Annotated in this window: 29 protein-coding genes and 1 pseudogene; 16 read left to right on the top strand and 14 right to left on the bottom strand. The window is 38.4% G+C overall.

Translation table 11 applies throughout. From position 1 onward, the window contains the following. Positions 1-23: 23 nt before the first annotated feature. The 8 genes from ACNQGS_RS02895 (at position 24) to ACNQGS_RS02860 (ending at position 6847) form a co-directional block, all read left to right on the top strand. Positions 24-782, top strand: a complete 759-nt coding sequence (locus tag ACNQGS_RS02895; protein ID WP_491486044.1) for a YybI family spore inner coat protein — start codon at positions 24-26, stop codon at positions 780-782. Positions 783-896: 114 nt separating this feature from the next. Beyond that, entirely contained in the window at positions 897-1349 is a 453-nt protein-coding gene (locus ACNQGS_RS02890) for a MarR family winged helix-turn-helix transcriptional regulator (RefSeq protein ID WP_491486043.1), read from the top strand. An 18-nt stretch (positions 1350-1367) separates the two neighbouring features. Then, complete coding sequence (locus ACNQGS_RS02885; RefSeq protein WP_491486042.1) at positions 1368-3095, top strand: ABC transporter ATP-binding protein; 1728 nt, start codon at positions 1368-1370, stop codon at positions 3093-3095. Beyond that, positions 3092-4984 carry an ABC transporter ATP-binding protein gene (locus tag ACNQGS_RS02880; protein WP_491486041.1) on the top strand — a complete coding sequence of 631 codons (1893 nt, stop codon included), beginning with the start codon at positions 3092-3094 and terminating at the stop codon, positions 4982-4984. Before ACNQGS_RS02885 ends, ACNQGS_RS02880 begins: the two co-directional genes overlap by 4 nt. 221 nt (positions 4985-5205) lie before the next feature. After that, on the top strand, positions 5206-5487 hold the full coding sequence (locus tag ACNQGS_RS02875) for a hypothetical protein (protein WP_213140076.1): 282 nt from the start codon (positions 5206-5208) through the stop codon (positions 5485-5487). 168 nt (positions 5488-5655) lie between these two features. Then, positions 5656-6132, top strand: a complete 477-nt coding sequence (locus ACNQGS_RS02870; RefSeq protein WP_491486040.1) for a CarD family transcriptional regulator — start codon at positions 5656-5658, stop codon at positions 6130-6132. A gap of 123 nt (positions 6133-6255) precedes the next feature. Then, positions 6256-6453 (top strand): sporulation protein Cse60, encoded by a 198-nt coding sequence (locus ACNQGS_RS02865; protein WP_213140074.1) that lies wholly within the window; start codon positions 6256-6258, stop codon positions 6451-6453. Between the two features lie 193 nt (positions 6454-6646). Beyond that, positions 6647-6847, top strand: coding sequence for a cold-shock protein (locus tag ACNQGS_RS02860; RefSeq protein WP_213115665.1), 201 nt, complete (start codon positions 6647-6649; stop codon positions 6845-6847). Between the two features lie 200 nt (positions 6848-7047). Here ACNQGS_RS02860 and ACNQGS_RS02855 read toward each other — a convergent pair whose 3' ends face one another. Continuing rightward, positions 7048-7512 (bottom strand): universal stress protein, encoded by a 465-nt coding sequence (locus ACNQGS_RS02855; RefSeq protein WP_491486039.1) that lies wholly within the window; start codon positions 7510-7512, stop codon positions 7048-7050. Positions 7513-7981: 469 nt separating this feature from the next. Beyond that, a complete protein-coding gene (xerS, locus tag ACNQGS_RS02850; protein WP_491486038.1) occupies positions 7982-9070 on the bottom strand; it encodes a tyrosine recombinase XerS in 1089 nt (362 codons plus the stop codon). Between the two features lie 358 nt (positions 9071-9428). Here xerS and ACNQGS_RS02845 point away from each other — a divergent pair, with 358 nt between their 5' ends. The 3 genes from ACNQGS_RS02845 (at position 9429) to ACNQGS_RS02835 (ending at position 12267) form a co-directional block, all read left to right on the top strand. Further along, positions 9429-9794: a c-type cytochrome gene (locus ACNQGS_RS02845; protein ID WP_491486037.1), complete on the top strand. Its 366-nt coding sequence runs from the start codon at positions 9429-9431 to the stop codon at positions 9792-9794. Between the two features lie 303 nt (positions 9795-10097). After that, positions 10098-11450, top strand: coding sequence for a branched-chain amino acid transport system II carrier protein (brnQ, locus tag ACNQGS_RS02840; RefSeq protein ID WP_491486036.1), 1353 nt, complete (start codon positions 10098-10100; stop codon positions 11448-11450). A gap of 583 nt (positions 11451-12033) precedes the next feature. Further along, positions 12034-12267: a hypothetical protein gene (locus ACNQGS_RS02835; RefSeq protein ID WP_491486035.1), complete on the top strand. Its 234-nt coding sequence runs from the start codon at positions 12034-12036 to the stop codon at positions 12265-12267. A 67-nt stretch (positions 12268-12334) separates the two neighbouring features. Here ACNQGS_RS02835 and ACNQGS_RS02830 read toward each other — a convergent pair whose 3' ends face one another. The 5 genes and pseudogenes from ACNQGS_RS02830 to ACNQGS_RS02810 all read right to left on the bottom strand — a co-directional run bounded on the left by ACNQGS_RS02830 (position 12335) and on the right by ACNQGS_RS02810 (position 15421). Beyond that, positions 12335-13237, bottom strand: a complete 903-nt coding sequence (locus ACNQGS_RS02830; RefSeq protein WP_491486034.1) for a redoxin domain-containing protein — start codon at positions 13235-13237, stop codon at positions 12335-12337. Between the two features lie 409 nt (positions 13238-13646). Next, positions 13647-13979: pseudogene (locus tag ACNQGS_RS02825) on the bottom strand (MBL fold metallo-hydrolase); the annotation flags it as partial. A gap of 85 nt (positions 13980-14064) precedes the next feature. Then, positions 14065-14640, bottom strand: a complete 576-nt coding sequence (locus ACNQGS_RS02820; RefSeq protein WP_491486033.1) for a sulfurtransferase TusA family protein — start codon at positions 14638-14640, stop codon at positions 14065-14067. Positions 14641-14661: 21 nt separating this feature from the next. Continuing rightward, positions 14662-15141 carry a DsrE/DsrF/DrsH-like family protein gene (locus ACNQGS_RS02815; RefSeq protein WP_491486032.1) on the bottom strand — a complete coding sequence of 160 codons (480 nt, stop codon included), beginning with the start codon at positions 15139-15141 and terminating at the stop codon, positions 14662-14664. Between the two features lie 52 nt (positions 15142-15193). Then, a complete protein-coding gene (locus ACNQGS_RS02810; protein ID WP_491486031.1) occupies positions 15194-15421 on the bottom strand; it encodes a sulfurtransferase TusA family protein in 228 nt (75 codons plus the stop codon). A 263-nt stretch (positions 15422-15684) separates the two neighbouring features. Between ACNQGS_RS02810 and ACNQGS_RS02805 the strand changes: the two genes are divergently transcribed. Next, positions 15685-16671, top strand: coding sequence for an MBL fold metallo-hydrolase (locus tag ACNQGS_RS02805; RefSeq protein WP_491486053.1), 987 nt, complete (start codon positions 15685-15687; stop codon positions 16669-16671). A gap of 95 nt (positions 16672-16766) precedes the next feature. After that, positions 16767-17021, top strand: coding sequence for a DUF2533 family protein (locus ACNQGS_RS02800; RefSeq protein WP_491486030.1), 255 nt, complete (start codon positions 16767-16769; stop codon positions 17019-17021). Between the two features lie 41 nt (positions 17022-17062). Here ACNQGS_RS02800 and ACNQGS_RS02795 read toward each other — a convergent pair whose 3' ends face one another. Beyond that, entirely contained in the window at positions 17063-17548 is a 486-nt protein-coding gene (locus ACNQGS_RS02795) for an aminodeoxychorismate lyase (protein WP_491486029.1), read from the bottom strand. Continuing rightward, positions 17538-17918: a hypothetical protein gene (locus ACNQGS_RS02790; RefSeq protein WP_491486028.1), complete on the bottom strand. Its 381-nt coding sequence runs from the start codon at positions 17916-17918 to the stop codon at positions 17538-17540. Before ACNQGS_RS02790 ends, ACNQGS_RS02795 begins: the two co-directional genes overlap by 11 nt. 270 nt (positions 17919-18188) lie before the next feature. On the opposite strand from ACNQGS_RS02790, the gene ACNQGS_RS02785 reads away from it, so the two are divergent. Continuing rightward, positions 18189-18410: a ferritin-like domain-containing protein gene (locus tag ACNQGS_RS02785; protein WP_491486052.1), complete on the top strand. Its 222-nt coding sequence runs from the start codon at positions 18189-18191 to the stop codon at positions 18408-18410. A gap of 68 nt (positions 18411-18478) precedes the next feature. Then, positions 18479-18826 carry a spore coat protein gene (locus ACNQGS_RS02780; RefSeq protein WP_491486051.1) on the top strand — a complete coding sequence of 116 codons (348 nt, stop codon included), beginning with the start codon at positions 18479-18481 and terminating at the stop codon, positions 18824-18826. Between the two features lie 66 nt (positions 18827-18892). Here ACNQGS_RS02780 and ACNQGS_RS02775 read toward each other — a convergent pair whose 3' ends face one another. Beyond that, positions 18893-19696, bottom strand: coding sequence for an RDD family protein (locus tag ACNQGS_RS02775; protein WP_491486027.1), 804 nt, complete (start codon positions 19694-19696; stop codon positions 18893-18895). A 101-nt stretch (positions 19697-19797) separates the two neighbouring features. On the opposite strand from ACNQGS_RS02775, the gene ACNQGS_RS02770 reads away from it, so the two are divergent. Beyond that, complete coding sequence (locus ACNQGS_RS02770) at positions 19798-20799, top strand: stage II sporulation protein M (protein ID WP_491486026.1); 1002 nt, start codon at positions 19798-19800, stop codon at positions 20797-20799. Here the strand turns inward: ACNQGS_RS02770 and ACNQGS_RS02765 are convergent. Genes ACNQGS_RS02765 through ACNQGS_RS02750 form a run of 4 tightly spaced genes read right to left on the bottom strand, consistent with a single transcriptional unit; the run spans position 20750 to position 24758 of the window. Beyond that, the gene (locus ACNQGS_RS02765) at positions 20750-22108 is read right to left on the bottom strand and encodes a DUF58 domain-containing protein (RefSeq protein WP_491486025.1); all 1359 of its coding nucleotides are present in this window, start codon (positions 22106-22108) and stop codon (positions 20750-20752) included. The two genes, ACNQGS_RS02770 and ACNQGS_RS02765, sit on opposite strands and share 50 nt — an antisense overlap. Beyond that, complete coding sequence (locus ACNQGS_RS02760; protein WP_491486024.1) at positions 22059-22988, bottom strand: AAA family ATPase; 930 nt, start codon at positions 22986-22988, stop codon at positions 22059-22061. The genes ACNQGS_RS02765 and ACNQGS_RS02760 overlap by 50 nt, the downstream gene beginning before the upstream one ends. After that, the gene (locus ACNQGS_RS02755) at positions 22985-24115 is read right to left on the bottom strand and encodes a DUF4350 domain-containing protein (protein ID WP_491486023.1); all 1131 of its coding nucleotides are present in this window, start codon (positions 24113-24115) and stop codon (positions 22985-22987) included. The genes ACNQGS_RS02760 and ACNQGS_RS02755 overlap by 4 nt, the downstream gene beginning before the upstream one ends. After that, positions 24102-24758, bottom strand: coding sequence for a DUF4129 domain-containing protein (locus ACNQGS_RS02750; protein ID WP_491486022.1), 657 nt, complete (start codon positions 24756-24758; stop codon positions 24102-24104). The genes ACNQGS_RS02755 and ACNQGS_RS02750 overlap by 14 nt, the downstream gene beginning before the upstream one ends. Positions 24759-24764 lie beyond the last annotated feature (6 nt).

Here is a 24764-nt window from a genome sequence, read left to right as displayed (position 1 = left end):
AATCAATATGGGGAGGGATTAAAATGAAAAAAGAAACGCTTTTAGCTGTTTTTGCTTTTTTTATGGTTTCGCTTTCTGCCATTACAGTTGTTTATGCCATTGAAGAAAAAGCAAAAGTGATTACGATATCGAAAGAGGAAGAAGATATCACAGGTGATGGTAAAAACGAGGTTATCCAATTAAAGGGGGAACCCTACCAGGATGATGAAAATAGTTACCTAAAAGAAATTTTCATCGAAATAAATACTTCAGATGGGAAAACTTCGACAATTCCATTGGAAAGTGGAGCAAAAGCAGCACTGCAGCTGGCGGATATTAATCATGATGGTGTTAAGGATGTATTTGCCACTGTATATACTGGCGGCAGCGGCGGTATCGTCGATACATTTTTATATACGCTTAAAGATTTTCAAATAAAAGATCTAACTGCCTCTGAGCCCCTTGATATGGAAACTCATTTTTTAGATGGCTATAAAGCAGAAATAAAAATTAACGCTACGGGTAAATCCTATCTTTTCGACCTAAGAGATCGAAAGGATTATTATAAAAAAATGGGGCTTTATCGAAAAGGAAAACTGAATGAACCAACCGAATTAATGGTGAATCCTTTTAACAGTCTTGAACCTATCCAATTAGATGGGGGAAAATTGGGGTTAAAAGGTATTCAAAGAGTTACCGGAATTGCGAATGCAGATACCATTGCACTTGTGGAGTCTTACTGGTCCTACTCAGATGGAAAATGGAAGTTAGTTAAGGTAGAAGTAAAAAAAGAAGAGGTTTAGGATAAAAACACAGGAAACCCCTGTGTTTTTTGATTGACTGAAAAATTGTATTCAAATTATACTTAGGTTGGTAAATAAATTAGTAACCTATCTATTTTATAGGAGGTGGAAAAAATGACGGATAATATTGCAAATACCACGCAAAAACTTCTGAGGGCATTTTCACAGTTTAGAAAGTCCGGATGGCATGATCGGCAAATAGCCGGTTATAATCCCAGTGAAATCAAAGTTCTTTTGGCGATAAGGCATGAAACAAATGAGGAGAAACCAGATATGAAGGTTTCTGAGATTAGCAGTATTCTTAGGGTTACATCGCCGACTGTCACACAGATTATTAACAAGCTAGAAAAGGACAGTCTTATTGAACGGAATATTGATCCGACTGATAGGCGCGCTGTCAATATTCACCTTACAGAAAGAGGCATCGAAGTAACTAACGAAGCTAAAAAAGCTTTTACCGAAACTTTTGCAGGTTTAATTGATTATTTAGGGGAAGACGACAGTGAGAAGCTTGCTGAGCTTCTTAATAAAGTTTTTAACTATTTCGAGCATACCTATCGTCAATAAGGAATGGAGATGACCAAAATGCTTAAATTAGCAAAATTCCTAAAACCATTTCAGTTCCCTGTTATGTTTGTTTTGGTATTAGTGCTTCTGCAATCCTTGTCTGAACTGTATCTGCCGACATTAATGGCCGATATTGTTGATAAGGGTGTAGTAACCGGCGATACACATTATATTTGGAAAATTGGCGGGTTCATGCTCCTCGTTGCAGCAGGCGGCATGATTTGCTCTGTCAGTGCCAGCTTTTTTTCTGCCAAAGCCGCTTCAGGTTTCGGAAAATTATTGCGAAGTAAAATCTTTTCCCATGTCGGCGAGTTTTCCTTACAGGAATTTGATCAATTTGGAACAGCATCACTCATCACGAGAACAACAAACGATATCACGCAAATACAGCAGGTTTTAATCATGATGCTCCGAATGATGGTCATGGCTCCAATGATGTGCATCGGAGGAATCATCATGGCTTTATCCAAAGACACCAAACTTTCTTTAGTTCTGGCAGTGGCGATTCCCATATTAATTATCATTATCTTAATTGTACAAAGAAATGCCATTCCATTATTTAAAGCGATGCAGGTAAAACTTGATAATCTAAACCGCGTCTTAAGGGAGAATTTAACTGGAATTCGTGTGATCCGTTCCTTTAACCGTATCAAGCATGAGAAAAAGCGGTTCGATGAAGCCAGCTGGGATCTTACGCAAACCGCTATAAAAGTCAATAAACTGATGGCAGTCATGATGCCGACGATGATGATTATCCTTAATCTGACCACAGTAGCGATTATCTGGTTTGGCGGCATCCGCATCAGTAATGGGCACATGGAAGTAGGAGACATGATGGCCTTTATCCAATACGCGATGCAAATCATGTTCTCCTTCTTGATGTTATCGATGATGTTTGTGATGATTCCAAGAGCTTCTGTATCAGCAGTAAGAATTATTGAGGTTCTAGATACAACGGCTGATATTAAAAATCCATCAATTCCATGTCCCCCAGTAAGCAGCAATGGGGAGGTTGAATTTCAGAATGTCAGCTTTTCCTATCCAGGAGCTGAAATGCCTGCAATTTCAAATATTTCTTTTAAAATGAGGCCAGGTGAAATCACCGCGATTATCGGCGGAACCGGCTCAGGTAAATCTACGCTTATTAATTTGATTCCACGCTTTTATGACGCTGGCAGCGGCAAAGTGTTGGTTGACGGAATCGATGTACGAGAAATGACTCAGGAATTACTTCGCAAAAAAATTGGCTTTGTCCCGCAGCAAGCCGTTCTTTTTACAGGGACTATTTCGGATAATATTCGATACGGCAAAGAAGAAGTATCGGATGAAGAAGTGTGTCATGCTGCTGAAATCGCCCAAGCGGCAGAGTTTATTAACGAAATGCCTGAAAGCTACAACACGCTGATTGCACAAGGGGGAACAAATGTTTCTGGTGGGCAGAAACAGCGTTTATCCATTGCTCGTGCGCTTGTCCGAAGACCGGAAATCTATATTTTCGATGACAGCTTTTCCGCTTTAGATTTTAAAACAGATGCCAAGCTTCGGGCGGCATTAAAAGAAGAAACGCAGCAATCTACTGTATTAATTGTTGCCCAGCGCGTCAGCACGATCATCGATGCGGACCAAATTATCGTCCTTGATAATGGTGAAATTGCTGGAATTGGCAAACATAAAGAGCTGATGGAAACCAGCAAAGTTTATCGTGAAATTGTCATGTCTCAGTTTTCTGAGGAGGAAATCGCATGAGTAAAGATTCACAGAATCATAGACCTCAACCAGGACCTGGTCCTCGGGGGCCTGGCGGCGGATTTGGTCCTATGGGAATGGGTGCCCCTGTTCAAAAAGCAAAGGATTTTAAAGGAACGCTGAAACGGTTAATTGCGTATTTAATGCCCTTTAAAATTCAGCTCGTATCGGTTCTAGTCACCGCCATCATCAGTACCCTATTTGCGATCGTCAGTCCTAAAATAATGGGGAAAGCGACAACCAAACTATTTGAAGGCTTGATGATGAAGTTTAGAGGTGTTCCTGGAGCAAAAATTGACTTTGAATACATCGGGCATATCATTTTATTATTAATTGGGCTTTATATTTTAAGTGCTGTTTTTGCATACACTCAACAATATATTATGGCGGGAGTGGCACAAAAAACAGTTTACCAGCTTCGTAAGGAAGTAGAAGAAAAGCTAAACCGTCTGCCATTAAAATATTTTGATGCACGCACCCATGGTGAAATCCTCAGTCGGGCAGTAAATGATGTCGATAACATCAGCACCACCTTGCAGCAAAGCTTAACCCAGCTGATTACCTCAGTGGTTACCTTAATTGGTGTAATTGTGATGATGCTTTCGATTAGTCCGCTAATGACATTGATCGTGGTGGTGACACTGCCGCTTAGTTTTATTGCGACAGCAAATATTGCCAAACGTTCACAAGTATATTTCAAGGGACAGCAAAAGGCGCTTGGCCAGCTAAACGGACATGTTGAAGAAATGTATACCGGCCATAAGGTTATTAAGGTATTTGGCCGTGAGCAAAAGTCTATTGATCAATTCGAAGAAATCAATGAAAGACTTTATCAAGCTGGCTGGAAGGCGCAATTTATGTCTGGGTTAATTATGCCATTCATGTCGTTTATCAATAACATCGGTTATGTACTTGTATCTGTGGCAGGCGGAATATTGGTCACAAAAAAAGCGATTGAAATTGGTGACATTCAGGCATTTATCCAATATGCTAGACAATTTTCCCAACCGATTACCCAGACTGCGATGATTGCCAACGTGATTCAATCAACGGTGGCTAGCGCAGAGCGGGTGTTTGAGATCCTTGATGAAACAGAGGAGATTCCGGAAGCTGCCACAGCAAAAAAGCTTGCTGATCCAAAGGGCGAGGTAAAATTCGAGGATGTTTGTTTCGGTTATAAAGAAAATGAATTATTAATCGACGATATGAACATTGAAGTAAGAGCAGGGCAAAAGGTGGCCATCGTTGGTCCTACCGGAGCGGGTAAAACAACACTTATAAATCTGTTAATGCGTTTTTACGAAATCAATTCCGGTAAAATTTTGATTGATGGAATCGATACACGGGAAATGAAGAGAGAGCACCTGCGAGGCTTATTTGGAATGGTGCTGCAGGATACATGGCTCTTTAACAGCACAATTCGTGACAACATCGCGTATGGAAGGGATGGAGTAACAGAAGAGGAAATTGTTGCTGCTTCACAAGCGGCTAATGCGGACCACTTTATCCGCACATTGCCTGACGGCTATGATACCATCTTAAATGAGGAAGCTTCGAATATTTCTCAGGGGCAAAAGCAGCTATTAACGATTGCTAGAGCGATTCTTGCAGACCCGGCGATGTTAATCCTTGACGAGGCTACAAGCAGTGTTGATACCCGGACCGAAGTCCAGATTCAAAAGGCTATGGATCATTTGATGAAGGGACGCACAAGCTTTATCATAGCCCACCGGCTATCAACTATTCGCGACGCAGATATCATTCTAGTCATGAACAACGGCCGAGTCATTGAAAAGGGAAATCATCAGGAATTGTTGGAGAAAGACGGGTTCTATGCTGACCTATACAACAGTCAGTTTTCTGGTGGACGTATGAAAAATGCAGGATAAATTTTACAAAAAAGCGCTAAGAACTGCTTTCCTAGTGAAGCAGCCCTTAGCCCTTTTTTTGTGCAATTAGATTGAAATAGCCGGCAATCTATTTATTGCCGGCTAAGGGATTGAAACTTTTGTAGCTTATTTCAATGGGAGGTAAACGCGGAAAAGATAAATATTCATAAATGGTTTATGGCGTAATTGACATATACTATTAACATTAAGGAGATGAAAAAATGGAAGAAGATTTTTATTTCTCAAAAAAACAATTTATTAAAGGTTTAAAGATGCCGAAAAGTATAGATGGCTTGATGATGAAAAGAGGCGATGTATCACTCGCTAAGATTAATGGCGAATGGAAAAAATACACAGAATCTGTTCCAAGAGGAAGAAAACCATTATCAAATCACGATGATCTAGTTTTAATTGGCTACGGTAACGATGTTGAAATTGAACGTGAAAAGCTTTCACAAGAACAAATTGAAAATTTGATTATAGAAATGGAAAATAATCATTAATTCAAAATACTAAACAACGAACAATGGGCATCGAGCCCATTGTTTTTTTTACTAACAGATCAGGGGAAAATTGTTGACAGTCAATAAAAATAGATGATATAATTAAAAATTTGTTATTTTTGAAGTCGTATGGTATACTTAAGATGTACTTAATTTGGAGGTGGTTAGTTGTTTCAAGTTGGTGATTGCATCGTTTATCCAATGCAGGGAGCAGGAGTTATTGAAGCAATAGAAGTAAAGGAAATTCAAGGTGAAAAACAGCAGTATTATATAATAAATATGCGAATCAATAAAATGCAAGTCATGATCCCTATCGCAAAAGTAGACAAATCAAGAATTCGTTTAGCTACCGATTTGATTACACTTGAAAACGTATTGGACATTTTTTATCATGGTCTAACCGATACAACCCTTTCGATGAAAGAAAGATACAAAATTAATTTAGAAAAACTTAAATCAGGTAATATCCAAGAAGGCGCGGAAGTTGTACGGGACTTAATGAGAATAAACAAAAATAAATCGCTCAATTCAAGCGAAAAGCAGATGCTGGAGAGTGCACGAAGGATTTTTATCAGTGAACTTGGTTTAATTAGAGGTATAACTGAAAATCAAGCAATAGATTTAATAAACAACAAGGTAGGATAAATGCTTATTTGAAAGTTTAACTTTAACGCCTAATCTATAAGAATCCCCTTTTATTTAAAAGGGATTTTTTCTTATGTTGATTAAAGTATATTGTAGTAATTTCTATAAAGGGAGGTAGAACGAATGTACGAGGCAAAAGGTTTTCAAAGCACAGACTTTGCAGAACTTATACGGGTTGTTAATGATTTTCTTGGTACATTAGAGGAAGGAAAGCTGATAGATGTTAAATACAATTCTGTTCCTCTTGCTGTAAGCACACATACAGAATATGGGGTTTATCCAGATACAAAATACACCGCAATGATTATATTAAAGAAATAGTCAGTTCAAACAGTCTAACAATATGATAAATTTTTCGTCTTCTTGCAATTTTTTACAAAGAATGCGATAATGTAAAAGAATTATTTTTGTTCGGTGTAAAGGATTTGTATAAGTTTGAACTTTTCGTCTTGATCATCACTGAGAGCAAGGATAGTATTACATTGTGTGTATTTACACACTAGGAGGCAACACAATGGAAAAAGGTAAAGTAAAATGGTTTAATGGCGAAAAAGGCTTCGGATTCATCGAACGTGAAGGTGGAGAAGACGTATTCGTACATTTCTCAGCGATTCAAGGCGAAGGCTTCAAAACATTAGATGAAGGTCAATCAGTAACTTTTGACGTTGAGCAAGGTAACCGCGGACCACAAGCATCAAACGTTCGTAAAGCTTAATAACAAATCCAAAAGAGGCTGTCCCAGGGCAGCCTCTTTTTTTATGTAACAGCTATTAAATTTTTCACAAAACTTGATAGCTGATTCCGGTTATGTACTGTTGGCACAAGACGGTTTTTGTACAGAATTGGATTATAGCCAGTTTGCCGCCGGGATGAAAATGCTTAGAACTCTTTCATGGATTCTAAGCATTTGTTATACTATTTAATAATTAAAACAGGGCAATGCGCTAGCTGGGAAACTTTCTGGCTGACGCTTCCTAGCATTAACCCTTTAATATTACCCAATCCTCTGCTACCTATGATAATCAGCTGATAGTTTAATTCATCTGCCTTTTTGACAATTTGAATAGCCGGTTCTCCCATTACATAAAGGGCTTCTATCTCTATTCCTTCTTCTTCTGCAAGAGTAACCGCTTGTTGTAATAAATCATGGCCTTTTGTCTCTTGGTCAGTATACATATTATCAATTGTTTTTATAGGCATCCCATCGACAATTTGCAAATTTTTCTCCACATGGATAACACCAATTTTAGAATATCTTTCCTTAGCAAATTTTAATGCGGTTTGTAATGCTTTTTCGCTCATTTTAGAACCGTCTATGGCTACAAGAATCCTGGTAAAGGAGATAACATCAAGAATTTTAGAGATAGATGTTGTAATCATTCTTTAGAGAAAAACAAAGAGGGAGGAGGGGGGCATTTTCAAATCGCTGTTGGAAGTGATAGGCAAGATCTCAGCAATTATACAATTGTTGGATTTTTAGATGAAACTAGCTAGATATTTTTAGTGAAGAGGCAAACCAAATAAGCAAAAATATAAGTTCAAACTCAAAGTTAATTTTAATCGCAAATTTATGATTTATTAGTGGGTAAAATTGATTTAGCTTCTAGTTATTAATTTCCGCTGAGAATCAGGAAAGAAATATGAGTAATGTAGGTATATTCAGCGAATCTATTATCAATAAATTAATTACTGAAAAAATAATAGCTAAAAATTTTGTTTCGTCTCACTATCTTAAGTATACTCTACAATTGAGATATCTCGAATATAATTAACTATAAATATATTATGTAAACTAATAAAATGAAATAAAAAAAGGGGAGGCTGCTATTTATACAGCCTTCGTATTATTTTAATCTATTTGTTCCTTCGGCATATCCATCTTATCAACAGCAATCTTTAAGTCATCATTCTTAATATGCGTATAAATCATCGTAGTTTGAATCGATGAATGACCTAATTGCCGGCGTAATTTCGGCACATCATTGATTTCACCATGATATCTGGTTGCGAATGAATGTCTTAATTTATGTACTGATAATGATGGTTTTCCGAACGCGGTCGCATATTTTTCAATCAGTTTTTCGACTGAACGTGCTGTCAGTCGTCTAGTTTTTCCTTTTGGACCTACTGGAGCTGCTACAAATAATGCTTTCATATTTTTATCAACCCGGTATTTAGAAGTCCGTATAGCTAGGTATTCCTGCAAATCATCCATTGCCGTCTGGCTGAAAAAGACGAATTGCTCTTTATTTCCTTTGCGAATCACTCGCGCACAATACTTACTGAAATCAATATCTTCAAGATCTAAACCAATAAGTTCAGAAAGACGTAATCCAGAACCTAAAATCAACGATACAATCGCGGTATCACGTTCTTTATTTAATTGATGAAAATTGAAGACTTTTTTGTTATCTTTATTGATTTCGCCGTATTCATAGGCGACAAACAGGCGAAAACGCTCATATTCATCCCCAAGCAGAATTTTACCTTCCATTTTATTTGCTTTTGTTTCCATGCTTTCCTTAACTTCGTTAAACTCTATTTTCGCCATGACATTACGATTAATATAGGGTTCTAAATCCGGTGTTTCCGCGATGTTTTGCAGGTAGTTAAAAAGGGATTTCAACGCAGATAATTTACGGTTAACGGTTAGTTCTTTGTTATTTAATTCGTAATGGAGAAAATTTAAAAATCCTTCAACTTCAATGACTGTCATTTTTTCAAGACGTTCCAATGGAATATCTTTGATGCTGCCGGTCCATAATTGTTCAGTAATCATCCAATTAAAGAAGATTTTATAGTCATGACAATAATTGAATAACGATGCGGTCGAAAGTTTTCGTAATTTATGATTTATGTATTCTTCAACATACCAAGGGAGTTCATTAAGCATTGCCTGGAGCTTTTTGAAATTTTCCTGTTTTGCTGGATTTACCATAATAACACCTCTACTATATTTTACCTCCCTAGGATAATTTCGTCAAATTTATATTTTACGTAATTATGTAGAAGTTACGCCTTTAGGAGCTATGACCTTCCCTACTTCCTCCAGCAATACTGCAGTTCCGTACAAATCCACTCTTCAAAATTATTTCAATAGGTGCTCTTTCTGAATCATAGGCAATCTATGCAGTTTTCCTCTTTCATGCGTAGTTTCCAATTATCTGCTCATACTTATATCAAAGGGTATTTTGGTAAGTGGTCGCACCAAAAATCCTTTCGTTTGTCTGGTTAGATTGAATTTGCACATCATTTTTATTTCTTGTACCGAAAAAGGATAATTAGGAGGCGATTTTATGAAAAATACTGTTTTGATTGCCCTAGCCATCCTAGTGATAGGAATTGGTGGATTTTTTGTACTCAGCAATGTGCAAGACCAGAAAGAAGAGGCACATGAAACGCCTGCAAAGAATGAAGGCCAAGAAGGAAATGGAACGATATCTAAAGTGGACGGTGAATCCATCTATAAGAACACCTGTGCAGGCTGTCACGGGGATCAATACCAAGGGGGAGTTGGGCCTTCTTTAAAAGGAGTGAGTTCCCGTTTATCGGATAAGGAAATCGAGGACATCATCCAACATGGCCGAGGGGGTATGCCATCTGGCTTGGTGTCCAAAGAGGATGCGCCAGCAATGGCTGCATGGCTGAAAACATTAAAATAAGTCCGATGAAAAAAATAAAAAGGGAACTTAAATGAAATCAAGTTCCCTCTCTCCTGTTTTTGCCTGTTTCCATGGGCCAATTCCCCCTTCCCTTCTTCTTCAACCTCCTCTGATTGTCTGAATTTCAGTAATATTATTAAACTTGGCTCGATCTCCATGTCCTCCTCTCCTATTTCAGATATGTTTGCCATTTAGGTGTCCAAAACGTTTTAATGCCAACTTGCTCCAGCAATCAATCCATGATAGCCAATTATTCTAAACGATGTTAAAATAAATGAAATTCATCTAGAAGGAGCAACATGCATGCATCAAAAAATATCATTTTCAACATACGCAGTCATTGGTACAATGCTGTTTGGTATGTTCTTTGGGGCAGGAAACCTGATCTTCCCTATTCAGATGGGACAGGTTGCCGGAACTAACTTTTGGCCAGCTTTAATTGGTTTTCTTGTAACAGCAATTGGTTTGCCATTTATGGGGATCTTGGCATTCGGGCTATCCGGAAGTAATGGACTTCGTGAATTAGCAGGTCGGGTCCACCCGAAATTTGGAGTCGTCTTCGCCATGGCTCTATACTTAACCATTGGACCTTTTTTTGCGATTCCACGTACAGCAACAGTACCTTTCGTAGTCGGTTTCGAACCATTTATTAATCCAGAGCACGCCAGCTTATATCTTGGGCTTTTTAGTTTCGTATTTTTTGCCATTGTCTATTATTTCTCATTAAATCCTGCGAAAATTATTGACTATATTGGAAAATATCTAACACCTGCATTTTTAGTATTTTTATTTTTATTAATTATTATCGCAATCGTCAAACCTATGGGACGATTTGGAGCTCCAACGGGTGATTACAGCCAATTGGCCTTTATTACTGGTTTTAAAGAGGGCTATAACACAATGGATGCCCTTGCTTCATTAGCATTTGGTATTGTTGTCATCAATGCTATTAAAGGACAAGGAATCACCGACACGAAGACAATTGCAAAAGCAACTTGGAAATCAGGCATTTTCGCTATGGCACTAATGATGCTGATTTATGGTCTCATTACGTATATGGGGGCATCAAGCATATCTGCCATTGGTACATTCGATAATGGTGGATTAATCTTTGCTAAGGTAGCCAATCATTACTTTGGCGAATTCGGTGCGATCCTCCTTGCTATTATTATTGTTCTAGCATGTTTAAAAACAAGCATTGGACTCATTACCTCATGTAGTGAATTTTTCAATAGTGTTTTTCCAAAAGTAAGCTATAAAATGTTCGTACTTATCCTAAGTTTTGTGTCATTTATCATTGCCAATTTTGGCTTAAACAATATTATTCAATACGCTGTTCCAGTATTAATGCTATTATATCCTTTGGCGATTGTTCTGATTTTGTTGACGCTTAGCTCATCATTATTTAAACATAAGCAAAGTGTATATGCAGCGTCTATGTTCCTTACTTTTTGTGTTAGTTTCTTCGATGGATACAGCACGTTGGTTGGAAGCTTACCCGGAGCGGCCATTTCTTTATTCGAAGCTATTAAAGCTTCGTACATTGAATATTTACCGCTTTATAGTATTGGTCTAGGATGGATAATACCGGCAGTAGTTGGTGCCGTTATCGGCTATTTCTGGCCAACGGGGGCCAAAAAAGCCGCAATTCAATAATACAATAAGACCACCCAGAAAAATGGGTGGTCTTATATATTTTAGGTCCCATCGAACCATCATGTCGATAATAACAAAAAAGACCTGGATAGGTCTTTTTTACTAACAGCATGCACCTGTATTGCCAATCAAAGAAATACCTTTTCCATCTCCGCTTCGGTCAAGGGTTAGGCCTTCTATATTAGGTTCAATGATAGGGTCAATTGCTACTGTGATTTCATTTATTGTGACGATTATATCGTCTGCATCCGGCTCATCCAGAGCCAGTCCAATTCTTGGCTCCCCTCAGCCATAGCCTTCAAAAAAGACACGAATGTTGTTGGCATTCTCTTCTTTGAACACTTGTTTTAACAGATCACGAGCCTGGTCTGTGATGTTCATGTTCAATTCCTCCTGTTTAATAATCACCTTTTTATTTTAACCTATCGCGGTGTTAGAAAGTAATAAAATGCTTAAAAATTTGACGAGAATGTGTTTACTTTTCTAAAGTTTACTAACTTGTCAAATTTACCCTACTCCGTATGTGAAAAAACATATTAAAATTAAATTGTAATTAGAAATGCAAATTCAAAGGAGGATTAAAATGAAAAAAATAGCAACAAGTGCATTTACCCTTATCCTATTGCTGGGATTGGGAACTGGTGTTTTGGCGGCCAGTGACCAGATTGCTTGCAAGGTGGGAGATTTCAAAGAGATGCTCCCGATGATGCAGGAAAAACACCCGCAGCTAAGTGAAAAACAATTAAAAGAAATGCATAAGGATTGTGTAACTCAAATGAAAAAAGAATCAAGCACAAACTGTATAATTAATAATTAATATTAAAAAGGACGTCTAAGCGGAGGAATTCTGCTTAGAACGTCCTATTATTTTATTATCTCACTTTTTATTTCAAGCCATTAATCAGATCTATCATCATTTCTTTATCCATTGGGCCAACTATTCTTTTACGAATGATACCATTAGTATCAATAATATAACTGGTTGGAATCGTAATGGCTTGATATACGTCAGCTATTTCTCCGCTTTCATCAAGTAAGACAGGAAAGGTTAAACCGTAATCCTTCACGAACTGTTCAACGCTATCTGGATTTTTCTCAGATGTGGTTAGATTTACAGCAACAATTTCAACATCTTTCCCTTTTTGCTCCTGATAGAATTCATTCATATGGGGCATTTCCGCTTTACATGGCGGACACCAGGTTGCCCATAGATTTAAGATTACCTTCTTCCCTTTAAAATCAGACAATTGAACTTCTTGACCCTCTGTATTCTTCAAATGGAAATTAGGAGCTTTTTTTCCTTCCTGTATTCCAATTTCAACGGAACTTTGGTCAACATGCTTCCTTTCATGAGCAGTTTTTGTATCTTTAGTTTGTGTTGAAGCAAAATCATACATCGTCCATCCAAGCAGCCCTGATAAAGCAGTTACTGCTAGGATTTTTTTGATAAGCGAATTGGGAATATTTATTTTCCGTCCTTTGAAAACGAAATAGATAAGGGACCCGATCATGGCAAGAATCAGACCCTTGCTTCCCCCAGTAAAATACAACAAGGATAATGGACTTTTTATTACAATGGATGGTTCAAGAATGAGTAGACTTCCCTTCCAAATAAAAAATCCTAAAATAAGTGTATTTACCATCAAATCAAATACTCTCTTATGTAACTCCCCTTCATGTGTTTTTCTTACCCAAAATTTGATGATGAAGAGGCCAATCAGTATACCAACCCCTAGCAGCAGCCATTTTAGCGAAATGGCAAGTGAACCAATTTGTATTACTTGCATAGCGCCCTCCTTTTTAAGGGTTTTTACTTATTATACTAGAAGGGGTATATAAAAAGGGCGTAATCAGCCCTTTTTATCATAAGATTTTCATCCACGTCTTCACTGCAATGGCCGGGATTAATATCCCCATGATTACCTGCAAAACTTTAGTATTAACAATTTTTAAGAACGAAAAAAAGAGCATGACCTAGAAATATCACACTCTATAGAGAAAGCATCACATAAATGCTTTATAAATGAGGTAAATGGCTCCTGCCAGGAGCCAAACTAACGTGCCTGGTCATATAGGTATCGGTTGTTTAACCTGTTTACCATTTCCAGAAACATTAGTCCTGCTAATTCCTCAAGATCTAGTTGTGTTGCAATCGTTTATTTGTTTTTTTTCCTCAGTCATTGTTAAGTCACCTCATTATCGAACTGCACAACGGTTGGGGGCGATTTCCATTTCCCGTTGCAGGTCAATATCTGGATTTATTTTACCCATATTGGTTTCCCAAATTTCTTGATACGCATTAGGCTGCGGCGGCAGGTTTTCCGTTACCATCTTTCTAAATTCATTTTCATCTTCAATATTAAGACCATGATTTTGGGCAAACAATACGCCTAATTTTTCTGATACAGTGCCATCTTCGTTTAATTCGTCAATAATCATAAAATGGGCTGGTAGAACAATCAGCTCTTCTGATAATTGTTTATATCGATTATAAAGAGTTTCTCTTAAATCGCCAACCCAATCTTCTGCCTTTTTTCGCACAAACGACTAAAACTTCTTGATCATTCGGGATTTTGTCTAGAATTTCTTCAAAGTATATTTTTTTCTAAAAAAATTAATTATTTAATCCGGTGGTATTTCCTGTCCACTTACTCATACCGGGTATGACATTCATTACCTTTTTAAATCCTTGTTCCGCTAATTTTTGCGCAGCAAAATCACTGCGGCTTCCAGTCCGGCAAATCACGTAAATTTCATCTTCTTTGTTTAATTCAAATAGTCTTTCATCTAATTCGTCTAAAGGAATAGAGACAGCCTGTGGGATATGATTAAACGCGTATTCTGCCGATTCTCTTACATCAAGCAAAATAATGTTGTCTGCAGTTTCAAGTTTCTTTTCAAGGTCCTCGTTGTTAATGACGTCAGGGTGTTTTTTCTCAAGTGTTTCATCATTTGAAGACTTTCTAAGATAATGCTTTAATACACCATCTTCTTCAATTGTTCCTAGGTATTGGTGGCCAGTGCTTTCAGCCCAAGCTTTCATATCTGCTTTAGAGCCTTTATCGGTCGCTAATACTTCGATAACTTGCCCTGCTTCAAGGTTATTCATTGCTTTTTTCGTTTTCACGATGGGCATTGGACATGCCAAGCCCTTAGCATCTAATATTACATTTGCCTTCATATTTGTCATAATAATCCTCCCGTCTCTTTTTTAAATAAACAGATTTACTTTACCATCTTCGGCATCTGCCAAATACGCAGCTACTCCTGCATATTCAATGTGGTCCATAAGTTCCTCTTCCTTAAGACCCAATAAATCCATTGTCATCGTACAGGCAACCAGTTTTACATCCTGTTCTTGTGCCATTTCAATTAATTGCGGCAGTTCCAGGGCGTTATGTTTCTTAATGACATCCTTAATCATTTTCTGACCGAATCCGGCAAAGTTCATTTTAGAAAGACCCATTTTGTCAGCGCCTCGAGGCATCATTTTCCCAAACATTTTCTCCAAAAACCCTTTTTTTACGGGGATGTTTTCATCCTTGCGAAGAGCGTTCAGCCCCCAAAATGTGTGGAAAATGGTGACTTCATGATCATATGCTGCAGCACCATTTGCGATAATATAGGCCGCCATTGCTTTATCGTAATCACCGCTGAACAAGACAATCGTTGTTTTTTTCTTTTCAGTCATTGTAAACCTCCTGTTTTTATACCTATAAGGGTATCTTTTTGAATGAAAAAAATTATCCTTTTTTAATCCAGAATTTTAATACACCATTTCCTTCTTCAAAATTTAATACTTCGTGTCCACCAGACTTGGCCCACGCGGTTAAATCGTTTTTTGCACCTTTATCAGTTGTATGGATTTCCAATACCTGACCTGATTCCAGCTCATTCATTGCCTTTTTTGTTTTTACAATCGGCATTGGACATGCAAGTCCTTTTGCGTCTAAAAGCTTTGTAGTATTCATTAAAGAATTCCTCCCGATTGTCTATTATATTACCCATAAGGGTATTATTTTAAAAAAAATAAAAGTGGGCATTAACCCTTTTCAAATTCATATTTGCTTTCGAACACCATTGATTCTATACCCTAATAGGTATATTGTCAACATATTATTTCCGATACATTTGCTATACATCTTTTAGAATTTTTTGTATAATATGAATATTACTGTTTTAAACCAACGTTCAAAAAATATATATTATTTAAAATTTGATTGAGATTAGTGAGGTGTACATTTTGTTAGATATAAAAAAGGACTGCAGCTTGGTCATACCGATTTCGATTCCGGAGAAGCTTGGAGGGTTAAAAACGGTCAATTTTTTTCTTGTTAAACAAGAAAAGTCGTTATCATTAATCGATGCTGGGTATAATACCGACTCTCATTGGGAGGCACTTAACCTGGCATTGAATCAAAATGGCTTGGTTTTACGGGATTTAACCGAAATAATTTTAACCCACCATCATATTGATCATGTTGGTTTGGTAGACAGAATTGTCGATGCCCATCCCATTCCAGTATATGCTTCTCCCCTTTCTATTCCCCGCTTAAAAAGAGACAAAGATTTTATGGAAATGCGGGCTGAATTTTTTGCAAAGCTTTATGATGAAATGGGATGCGGGGAAACCGGTGAGAGGCAAATTGCTTATTTAAAGAAAGCCTTACTACGTAATAAGGGTAAAGCAATGCGTGCAGAAATTACAGCAATAACAGACAATGAATTCCTTGGTTTCACTATTTTGGAAGTCCCTGGACACTCCCCTGATCAGTTGGCATTTTTGGATCAACAAAGAAAGCAGTTATTTGCCGGCGATTTATTAATTGAACATATTTCAAGTAATGCCATTGTTGAGCCTGATGAAAACGGAAACAGATTGCCAACCATTAGTCAGCAGATTGATTCCTTAAATAAATGTGCTGCTATCCAAATTGATTCTGTTTTCCCTGGGCATGGAGCGGTCATTCAAGATCCGAAAGCACTTATTCATAAGCGATTAGAGCGGATTGAAGAAAAATCTGAGCTCATCTTGAGATATATCCAATCCGGGCATTCTACAGCCAATGAAATTGCGCAGGCATTATATAAAAATACCTATAATGAACAATTTTCTTTAGTTATGTCGGAAATTATCGGCCATTTGGATTATTTGGAAGCGAAGAAGAAAATAACAATGAAGAAACAGCAGGGTGTTTGTCACTACCACGTTACAGCATAGCCTTACCTTAGGTAAAAAGTACACTCAGTTAAAATACTAGTTTAGCTTCTAAAAGGATGATATTATTTATATATCGTCTTTTTAGGAGTGAAAACATGAGTGTACATAAGGATTTAATCAAGCATGCAGAAGATCAAAATAAATCGTATCAGGAGTTTTTGGCTCTAGATCAGCAGCGGGAAATGTATATTGAAGAAGCAGTTGAATTATGCAAACAAGGTAAACCCTTTTCTACGGATAAAATTAATAAAGTGACAAATAGAATGAATAAGATAAATTTACGGATTATATCGATTAGAAAAAATGTTACACCTGAAATGGTACAGGAGTATGTGAATAAATTACGTTAGCCAAAAAAGACACTTTCCAATCAAAGGAAAGTGTCTTTTTTCTAATGAAAAATAGCCGCTATGATTTGGTCATATGACATACCGCTATCAACGGTATATGTACCAGGTCGTAATTTGTTTTGCAGTCCTCTCGCCTCGATATCTTTTGAGAATTGGAAAGCATCAGGAATAAGATTTGCTGACACTAGCATTCTCCCGACATCAATACTTGTCATGCCGTCTGCAACATTAATGACTGCTTGTGATACATTTTGCTGCTGTGCATCCGCGGGAGCGGCAGTCTCTTGTTGAGCTGTACCGTTTTTCGCGGCATCCAAATTTTTGTTATACTCATCTTTTGTTTGCACTATATATCCTGCATCGGTCAGCTGCTTTTTCATTGCATCCTTTGATACAGATGCTTGATTTGATGCTGGCTGTCCAGCCGCCTTTGAAACATGGCTGTCGCTTGAAAAATAAGCAATGGTGCAGATACCTGTCGCCAATAGAAGACCCGCTGAAAAACTGCTGATTAGGTTAACCTTCATTGGCAACCAGTCTCCCTTCAGCTTGCGATGATTGATAAACAGCGATAATCTGCTTGACTTCATTTTCGGAAACCTGTTTTTGTTGAGCAATGCTATCAATAGAGTATTGGCGTCTGTATAAGTCTAGTACTTCACGCTTTAATATTTTTTCCTCCGCGGATAGCTGAACTCCCGTCTCTTTCGTGACAATTTCCAAATCAAGTTCCATGTTGCGAAGTGATTCTTGCATCCCATTTATTTCTTTCATCACAGATATATGAACAAGGTCAATTTCTTTATGGTTTTTCTTAGCAGTTTGACGTTCTTTCAGGATTGAGAATATCAGCAGCAAAATGGATACAACAAACAAAATGGTTAATGTCCATTCCATTAAGACAGTCTCCTTTCACATTCTATTAGTATCACAAGTTCTTATTATACATCCCAAACCTATATTTTTCGACTCCTATTTTTCAAACACAACAAAAGTCGCATGGATTTGACAAAAAGCGCCATGCAAACAAGAGATGTTTACATAATAAAAAGGAAAATTGTTCATTATAAACATGAATTGATATAAATCATGAAAGGAGTTTTTTAGGTGCAAACCAATCAAGTACCGATTCCTGAACCGCCCCAGGCGATTACAACCAAAGATCTTATGTATTTAAAAGATGCCATGTCCTGGGAGCTTCTGGCATTTAAGAAATTACATTTTCTAGCGGAGCATGCAACTAATCCACAAGTAAAGCAAGCCCTTGATAATGCGGGTCAAATGCATCAGCAACACTATCAAAAATTGTTGTCTCACCTGCAAGTGAATAATAATGCTGTATTATCAAGCTTGCAAAATGCACAGCAACAGCAACAGCAAATGCATTAGAATGGAGGTATTTAAAAGTGCAAAACCAGCAAATGCCACAGAATCAACAAATGCAGCAAGGTCAACAAATGCAGCAATCCCAGAATTCTAACCAAATTGCCAATCCACAAACAGGACAATTGCCAAAAGTTAAAGGTCCAGAAATGAACGATCGTGATTTTTTAAATGATGCACTAAGCACCTGCAAATATATTACAGACAGTTTAAACATTGCAGTACGTGAAGCAAGCCATCAGCAGCTGCACGCCGACCTGTTGCAGATGTTAAATGAAACTCACCAGAGCAGCCGGGAGTTTTTCCAACTAATGTTCCAAAATGGATGGTATAAACTTGAGGCCGAGGAACAGCAGAAAGTCAATCAAGCCCATCAGCAATTTAGCAATTACTCAAGCCAGTTTCCGTATCCGCTTCAATAGAATAGTCATCAGCATAAATAAACGGGCAGCGCGTTTACTGATCACTGCCCGTTTCATGTTACTTATTTAAAGTTCAAACTCCCATTCCTCACGTAAATGTAAGTAAAGTAACAGGAGTAAGTTTTCGAGCTCTATATCACTGTAACCAGTTGCTTCCACACCGATTTTTGGAAGCATAATCTCAGCAATTTGCCCGGTTAATTGTTTCCGCTCTGCAGTGGGAAGTTGAACAAAGCGATGCGCATATGTACGAATCAACTTCCACTCCTTCATTCCTAACGATCTTAGCGCCCATTCATCTATGATTAAATCCTCTTTGGAAAGATCCCTATTTAGGATTTCTTTCTCAATTCCTGAAGGCTTTTTCTTAGCTTTAGTACCCCGTTCATGAACCACAACTGTCCCAGCAACTAGGTCACCTAGTCGCTTATGCTTGGAATGAAAAAACACCATTAGCATTCCAAGAAAATACCCCGCTGGCAGAGAATCGACAATTCGCATTAGATTGCGGATAAAGCTTGAAAGCAAGGTAATGCTGTGTCCATTTTCTTGAATAACCCTGATACCCATCCATTTCTTGCCCAGTGTTCTCCCGCCATAGAAAAATTCAAAGGCAAAAAAGTAGCCCCAATTAATAATAAATATCACAATAATCGCTATGGCAAAAGGGACAGTATTCTCTTCTAAAAAAAAAGGAAAAGACGACATGCCTTTCATGATGAAAATAACCAAAATAATGCACAAAATATTAAACAACATTAAGATTAATTGATCTATGATAAATGCCGCAGCCCTGCTGCCTAAACCGGCAAGGCTAAACTGAAGTGAGACGTATTCCGGTGTTTTGATATCCATTTGTTCATGGTTCAACAGGGTTCTCCCCTTTCTAGATGATAAAGTTTCCTATTTTTCTACAAAATTACTATAATAAGGAATAGAAGAAAAGATTAACGGCAAAGAATGGTGAAAAAATGAATGTTAAACAATTTATCAAGCAGCATCGCGAGGAATGGAAACAGCTTGAACAGTTAATCGCAACACTAAGCAAGGGCAGAAAGACGATAACTGGAGACAACATTATACTCTTCTCACGCCTGTATCAGAAAGCAGCACAGAATCTTTCTTATAGCCAAACGTATTATCCTAATGACGAAGTAACGCAATATTTGAATGGACTTGTTTCAAAATCGCATAATCTTTTATATAAAGACCAGATTTCCAGCGTTAAACAAATTCGTCATTTTTTCGCCGCCAAGTTTATCGGCTTATTATTAGAACAATGGAAATTCGTTGTGGCCGCGATGTTCTTGTTTGCAATCGGCGCGATTGGCAGCTTCCTTTCTATCTTGAATGATCCACTCCATATCTACTCCATTCTCCCTCCAGAAATTGCTAGAGGCGTTGACCCGGAACAGCTCGGTAGTAGGGATGGTGCGGTCGATTCCTCACTCATGTCGGCTAGTATCATGACGAATAATATTAAAGTGGCCATACTAGCTTTTGCAGGTGGTATAACCTTTGGAATATTAACAGTTTATTTGCTTATCTACAACGGCATTATCATTGGAGCACTTGCGGCGCTTTTCTGGCATTACGGCAAAGCCTATGAATTTTGGGCCTATATTGTTCCCCACGGCATGATTGAGCTTACAGCCATTTTTATTGCCGGCGGGGCTGGGCTGTTAATGGGCTATAAGCTCTTTGTACCAGGCCCTTTTTCAAGAGGGTACCAATTGAAGGAACACGGAAAACGCTCAGTCCAGCTCCTTCTTGGAACTATACCTTTATTCATCATCGCTGGAATCATTGAAGGTTTTATCACACCGGCAGCCATCTCACTCGAAGCTAAATATACGGTTGCTATCTTGACTGTTCTGGGTTTAATTCTTTATATTGTGTTTGGAAAACTGAAACTCAGTCATGCTATAAAAGGTTCTGATTCACAATCTCCATATAATGGGAGACAGCGGTAACCGCTAATTTTTCCTCACGGGCCTCTATCATTGGCAGGCCCTGCTTTTCCCATTTATTTTTCTCCCTTTTCTTAAAAAGTATTTGCTGCTGGGCAATGCTCTTCAACATAGCCGCTTGAACATCAATTGGCTCCTCCTTTGTTCTGTTCAACAGAGTTCGGTCCTCAACCCCAATCATGAAAAATAAATGCCGCTTTCGAAGCCGTTTAAGGTAAGTAAAGGCGTGTTCTTCATGTAGAAAGGTCTGTATATCACTAAATAATAAAAGTAGGCTTCGTTTCTTTTGCACCATTTCCAAATATTGAAGAACGGCTGCATAGTTTGATTCTACTGCATCGACTTTTATATGGTAAATGGTGTGAAGAATGGTTTGCAGATGGGCCATCCCTTTTGCCGGTGGAACAAAAGCCTTAATTTCATTTGAAAAAGCTAGAACGGACACATAATCCCCTTTTTGGAGAGCAGCAGCGGCAACAGTTAAGGAAGCTTCCAGGGCTTTTTCCAAGCGGTTGCCTTTTTTCAGTTCTGCCCCCATCATACGGCCGCAATCAAGCAAAATCGTAATATACTTACCATGCTCTGGCTCATATTCGTTTGTCATTACTTCCTGAAGCTTAGCGGTTTGCCGCCAGTTAATTTTCCGCGGGTCATCTCCAACCACAAAGCTCCTGATTTTCGAAAATTCGCCAACCCCGCTTTGCTGTTTGCGAATTTCCAAACCTTCATACAATAAATAATGCTGGGCATTTTCTAGATACTGCTTTGTTTCCGTTAAATCGGGAATCACTTTCACTGAATCGGTTAAATCTACTGTTACTTGCTTTTCCCACAAGCCGATTACACTTCGATAACGGAAGTACAGCTTATTGATTTCGTATTTTCCCCTCTCAGCAGGTACCGTTTCATAGGTAATGACGTTTGATGAATCTGCCTGACCCCTTCCGGATATCGGAAACGGCTTTGTAAAGGTTTGCGGCAGACCATCAATGAATCGATAGTTTAGTGAATATGGAGAATGATTGCGAACCTCAATCGTAATCGGATAGGTAAGTCCCCGTTCCATTTCCTCCGTTATGGTCCGCTTGAAGGTAAGCTGTGTTTTTTTCGCTGAGAACAATAAATCAACCAGACTGATGAAAAAAACAACAAGGTTAAACATAAAGACGTACCACCATGATAAATCCCTTAAAATCGCCAGTGTTAAAAGAATAGTTAGCACAAGGTAAATCAACATCAGCCGCTTCGTTGGCAGTATACCTCTATCTTGGAACAGGAACCGAGCCCACAAGCTCTTCGATGATTTGGTCAACGGTTGCTCCCTCCAATTCTACATGAGGAGATAACTGAATCCGATGACGTAAAGCAGGCTTTGCAACCATTTTGATATCATCTGGAGTGACATAATTTCGGTCCGACAAATAGGCACAAGCCTGTGCTGCTTTACCAATCGAAATCCCCGCCCTGGTACTAGCACCGAAGCGAATCATGTCCGTATCCCGCGTTTTCCTGACGATTTTCATAATGTAATCAAGTACATTATCACTAATTGTAACCTCTTCAATTTCTTTTCTGATTGCCACGAACGTGTCTAAATCCATTATTTGAGAAACTTGAGTCCTGATAAAGTGGTTCTCAATAACTTGTTTTAATACATTTTTCTCTTCTTCGAAGGATGGAAAATCAACCTGAAGTTTAAATAAAAATCGATCCTGCTGGGCTTCGGGCAGTGGATAGGTCCCCTCAAATTCAATCGGGTTTTGTGTTGCCACCACAAAAAATACTTCTGGCAGCATGTATGTTTCCCCTTGGATGGTCACCTGTTTTTCCTCCATCGCCTCAAGCAGGGCGGCTTGTGTTTTGGCTGGTGTCCGGTTAATTTCATCGGCCAATAAAATATTGGTGAAAATAGGCCCTTTCAACGTTTGAAAGGAGCCTTCCTTCATATTGTAAATCATGCTGCCGGTAATATCACTTGGTAACAGATCCGGTGTAAACTGTATGCGATTAAAATCGCCTCCAAGCAGTCCTGCAAGCGTACGGACCATTTGAGTTTTCCCGGTGCCTGGCACCCCTTCGAGCAGGACATGGCCGCCTGTTAATATCGCGGATAATAGCAATCGTAAATTGAAATTTTGTCCTAGAATTCGCCTTTCATACTGTTCCAATAGGGATGTTAGTTCTGTCCTCACCCTTGTTCCACCTCTTTCTGTAACTGGTCTAACTTTCTAGACCAAAGCAAATATTCCTGTTTAGTGATTTTGTTTTTATCGAGAATGATTGCCAATTCCTGAAGAAATGAGCGAATCTCATTAGCTTGTATTCCCGTCCATTTGCGTTCTAAATACCCCAAAATATCCTGCCATTCTTTGTGATAAGGAACCTGCCACCGTTCTTGAAGGAGCTGCTTCAGATAATCGGCTTGAATCAACAATGAATCCTGATATCGTCTTCCCCGAAGATACCAGGCTGCTATCGCGCGAATTCCTTCATCACTAAAACGGACCATCTCTTCCCGTGGAACCACAATGGGGCCAAACCGTTTGCCCTTATTCCAAAGCCAAATGAAAGCTATCAATATTCCCTGAAGCATCAACAGTAAAAACCACTTTGGAAAAGCAGACAAAAATGTTGAAGTTATTTGCTCGCCATGAACATACTCATCAAACAGAATTGTCTTGGAGTTAGTTTCATTAACCAGCGAAATCAGCAGTGGTAAATGGTCGTTTTTTAAAATCTTGCCATTCGTTATCCATTCTGGTGTAATCGCGACAATTAATTGGCCTTTACCAACAGTACGTTTCAATGCAACAGGTCCGTATTTATCGTGCAATAAAGTATCTTCTCCGTTACGAGGCTGTAGCCGAACATAGGATAGGACTTCCGCCTTTTGTGCCTTGCCGCCCTTTCCATAGATTTTCAAGGCTTCTGAAGGTGGTATATCTTCCTCCAATTCGTTTGTTCTTAAATTAAACAGACCATCAGGATTTCGAGTAAGCAAAAGAAGCGAATTTCCTTCCTTGATAAAATCGAGGTATGAGCTGATTTCTTCTTTTTCAGTAAAATCTCTGGGCTCCACCATGATTAATAGCTGCTGTTCTTTATTCTTTGGCAATAAAGAAGGCGAATGGTTCCAGCTTTTTGCACTCCTTTCCTTTTTTAAATATGTATAAAAGCCCTTTGTCCCGGTTGGGGAAGGAGATTCAGTTACGTAATTCGGATATACTGTCGGCTTGGGAGTATGGGTGAAATAGCTTAAAAGCACAAAAACAACCACTAATATAACGAACCAAAGCCAATCCTTTCTAGCCTTGTGCAACGTTCCCCCCTCCCTCCTTGTTCATTTCCGACAACAGACTCAAAACAACAGATTGAAACTTGTGGTATCCCTCTTGAAGTGCCTCCCTTTCGCCATAAGTCACTTCGTCAAAAAATTGCGCAAGATGGTAAAATTGGCCGGCCCGCTGTTTATTCTCTTTTCTAAGCTCCTCATAGTACTCCCAATTGGTCTTCCATTTTCTTGCCTCAATCCATCCTTTATCGTGAAAGAAAAGAAGCAAGGCCAAAAACATGTGTCGTGTTGCAGCTGAATAATCGGCTGCAGTTTCTAGCTTTTCTGCCTCTTTTAAATGCTCATGATAAGTCCAATTTATATCCTTTAAAGATTGAAGCGGTTTTTTGCTTCGGAGAACCCGTTCTCTTTTATAATGACGAATCAGAAAAAATACAGCTAAAGCCAATAGAACGATGACCACAATAATGACAGCAATTAAAATAGAGCTTGCGGCGTTATCGGCAGATTCAATTGATGGAAACAAACCGGCTAACTTATCCGCAATCCACTGCTTAGCCTTTTCCCACCATTCAGCGAATAGGCCTTTAGAAGCTTTGTCATAAACCCGATATTCCTTTTCGTTCAAAATTTTCTCTAGGTTTTCCCGTGCTTTTTCAGTAGTAAGCATCTCAAT

This window comes from Neobacillus sp. PVCKKU3, from assembly GCF_058323225.1.
Note: the sequence above shows the minus strand (reverse complement) of the source record. Positions and strands in the feature narration are given on the sequence as shown.

What these genes read in the sequence shown, in the direction of transcription:
- ACNQGS_RS02895 (WP_491486044.1), top strand. Translation starts at nt 24, where the DNA reads ATGAAAAAAGAAACGCTTTTAGCTGTTTTTGCTTTTTTTATGGTTTCG.
- ACNQGS_RS02890 (WP_491486043.1), top strand. Translation starts at nt 897, where the DNA reads ATGACGGATAATATTGCAAATACCACGCAAAAACTTCTGAGGGCATTT.
- ACNQGS_RS02885 (WP_491486042.1), top strand. Translation starts at nt 1,368, where the DNA reads ATGCTTAAATTAGCAAAATTCCTAAAACCATTTCAGTTCCCTGTTATG.
- ACNQGS_RS02880 (WP_491486041.1), top strand. Translation starts at nt 3,092, where the DNA reads ATGAGTAAAGATTCACAGAATCATAGACCTCAACCAGGACCTGGTCCT.
- ACNQGS_RS02875 (WP_213140076.1), top strand. Translation starts at nt 5,206, where the DNA reads ATGGAAGAAGATTTTTATTTCTCAAAAAAACAATTTATTAAAGGTTTA.
- ACNQGS_RS02865 (WP_213140074.1), top strand. Translation starts at nt 6,256, where the DNA reads ATGTACGAGGCAAAAGGTTTTCAAAGCACAGACTTTGCAGAACTTATA.
- ACNQGS_RS02860 (WP_213115665.1), top strand. Translation starts at nt 6,647, where the DNA reads ATGGAAAAAGGTAAAGTAAAATGGTTTAATGGCGAAAAAGGCTTCGGA.
- ACNQGS_RS02855 (WP_491486039.1), bottom strand. Translation starts at nt 7,512, where the DNA reads ATGATTACAACATCTATCTCTAAAATTCTTGATGTTATCTCCTTTACC.
- xerS (WP_491486038.1), bottom strand. Translation starts at nt 9,070, where the DNA reads ATGGTAAATCCAGCAAAACAGGAAAATTTCAAAAAGCTCCAGGCAATG.
- ACNQGS_RS02845 (WP_491486037.1), top strand. Translation starts at nt 9,429, where the DNA reads ATGAAAAATACTGTTTTGATTGCCCTAGCCATCCTAGTGATAGGAATT.
- brnQ (WP_491486036.1), top strand. Translation starts at nt 10,098, where the DNA reads ATGCATCAAAAAATATCATTTTCAACATACGCAGTCATTGGTACAATG.
- ACNQGS_RS02835 (WP_491486035.1), top strand. Translation starts at nt 12,034, where the DNA reads ATGAAAAAAATAGCAACAAGTGCATTTACCCTTATCCTATTGCTGGGA.
- ACNQGS_RS02830 (WP_491486034.1), bottom strand. Translation starts at nt 13,237, where the DNA reads ATGCAAGTAATACAAATTGGTTCACTTGCCATTTCGCTAAAATGGCTG.
- ACNQGS_RS02820 (WP_491486033.1), bottom strand. Translation starts at nt 14,640, where the DNA reads ATGACAAATATGAAGGCAAATGTAATATTAGATGCTAAGGGCTTGGCA.
- ACNQGS_RS02815 (WP_491486032.1), bottom strand. Translation starts at nt 15,141, where the DNA reads ATGACTGAAAAGAAAAAAACAACGATTGTCTTGTTCAGCGGTGATTAC.
- ACNQGS_RS02810 (WP_491486031.1), bottom strand. Translation starts at nt 15,421, where the DNA reads ATGAATACTACAAAGCTTTTAGACGCAAAAGGACTTGCATGTCCAATG.
- ACNQGS_RS02800 (WP_491486030.1), top strand. Translation starts at nt 16,767, where the DNA reads ATGAGTGTACATAAGGATTTAATCAAGCATGCAGAAGATCAAAATAAA.
- ACNQGS_RS02795 (WP_491486029.1), bottom strand. Translation starts at nt 17,548, where the DNA reads ATGAAGGTTAACCTAATCAGCAGTTTTTCAGCGGGTCTTCTATTGGCG.
- ACNQGS_RS02790 (WP_491486028.1), bottom strand. Translation starts at nt 17,918, where the DNA reads ATGGAATGGACATTAACCATTTTGTTTGTTGTATCCATTTTGCTGCTG.
- ACNQGS_RS02785 (WP_491486052.1), top strand. Translation starts at nt 18,189, where the DNA reads ATGTATTTAAAAGATGCCATGTCCTGGGAGCTTCTGGCATTTAAGAAA.
- ACNQGS_RS02780 (WP_491486051.1), top strand. Translation starts at nt 18,479, where the DNA reads ATGCAGCAATCCCAGAATTCTAACCAAATTGCCAATCCACAAACAGGA.
- ACNQGS_RS02770 (WP_491486026.1), top strand. Translation starts at nt 19,798, where the DNA reads ATGAATGTTAAACAATTTATCAAGCAGCATCGCGAGGAATGGAAACAG.
- ACNQGS_RS02750 (WP_491486022.1), bottom strand. Translation starts at nt 24,758, where the DNA reads ATGCTTACTACTGAAAAAGCACGGGAAAACCTAGAGAAAATTTTGAAC.